A 746-nucleotide genomic window follows, 5' to 3' on the forward strand; every position below is an offset into this window, starting at 1 on the left:
ACTCATGATCCGATGAATGTCCTGCCCGATGCCGCAACAAGAGGCAGCCCCTATCCACGGTTCGGACGGGATGACGACACCCCGTGCACGCCCCGCGATTTCAGTCGCAACGGGACCTTCATGGCGATACGGGTCCTGGAACAGCACGTCGGGTCGTTCGAAAGTGCTTGCGAGCATATCGCGCGGAACACGAATGCGAAATACCAGCACCTTGCGAGTATTCTCGGGAGAAACGTGACGCCCGACTGGGTCGCCGCATAACGAGGCGTGACAAACGCGGCGTTGTCTTGATCGCCACGGAAGAACTCGAACTCGAGCAGAGCCGGAATTTCGTCGAACCACCCAAGCGACTCGCAGCGTTAATCCGCGAATCGAAATGGGTCCGAGCCAAACGCAGCGGAATCGTGCGTTTAAGTCATGACCTGGGCGACCTGGTCTCGGCTGGCCCATGCGCGGCGAAACGTAAAATATCAGCAACTGCGCGATCCGTTCGGGCAGATCCTAAAATCTTATTCTCTCCCTTCTACCCGGCAGGAATTGCAAGATCTTCCTCCAGATCATGGAAGGCTATCACGTCGTCAAAGCGTATGGCACCGAAGAATACGAGAAGGAACGCTTCGAAGCGACGGCGCAAAGAAGCCCAACCGTTCTACGAAGTCGCCGAGCGTTTCGACGGGTTCTCGGTCTTCAAGGTGATGCCGAAGACGGGCCGGACGCATCAGATTCGCGTTCACCTGGCGCACGTT

General features: G+C 57.4%; 2 protein-coding genes. One reads left to right on the forward strand and one right to left on the reverse strand.

All coding sequences use genetic code 11. The annotated features are described in order from the left end of the window. On the reverse strand, positions 1-210 hold a 210-nt coding region (locus tag AB1L30_RS03015), incomplete at its 3' end, for a hypothetical protein (protein WP_367011880.1). A 377-nt stretch (positions 211-587) separates the two neighbouring features. On the opposite strand from AB1L30_RS03015, the gene AB1L30_RS03020 reads away from it, so the two are divergent. Next, a partial coding sequence (locus AB1L30_RS03020; RefSeq protein ID WP_367011881.1) for a pseudouridine synthase occupies positions 588-746 on the forward strand: 159 nt, incomplete at its 3' end.

The sequence above is a fragment of the Bremerella sp. JC817 genome (genome assembly GCF_040718835.1).
Classification (GTDB): Bacteria; Planctomycetota; Planctomycetia; order Pirellulales; family Pirellulaceae; genus Bremerella.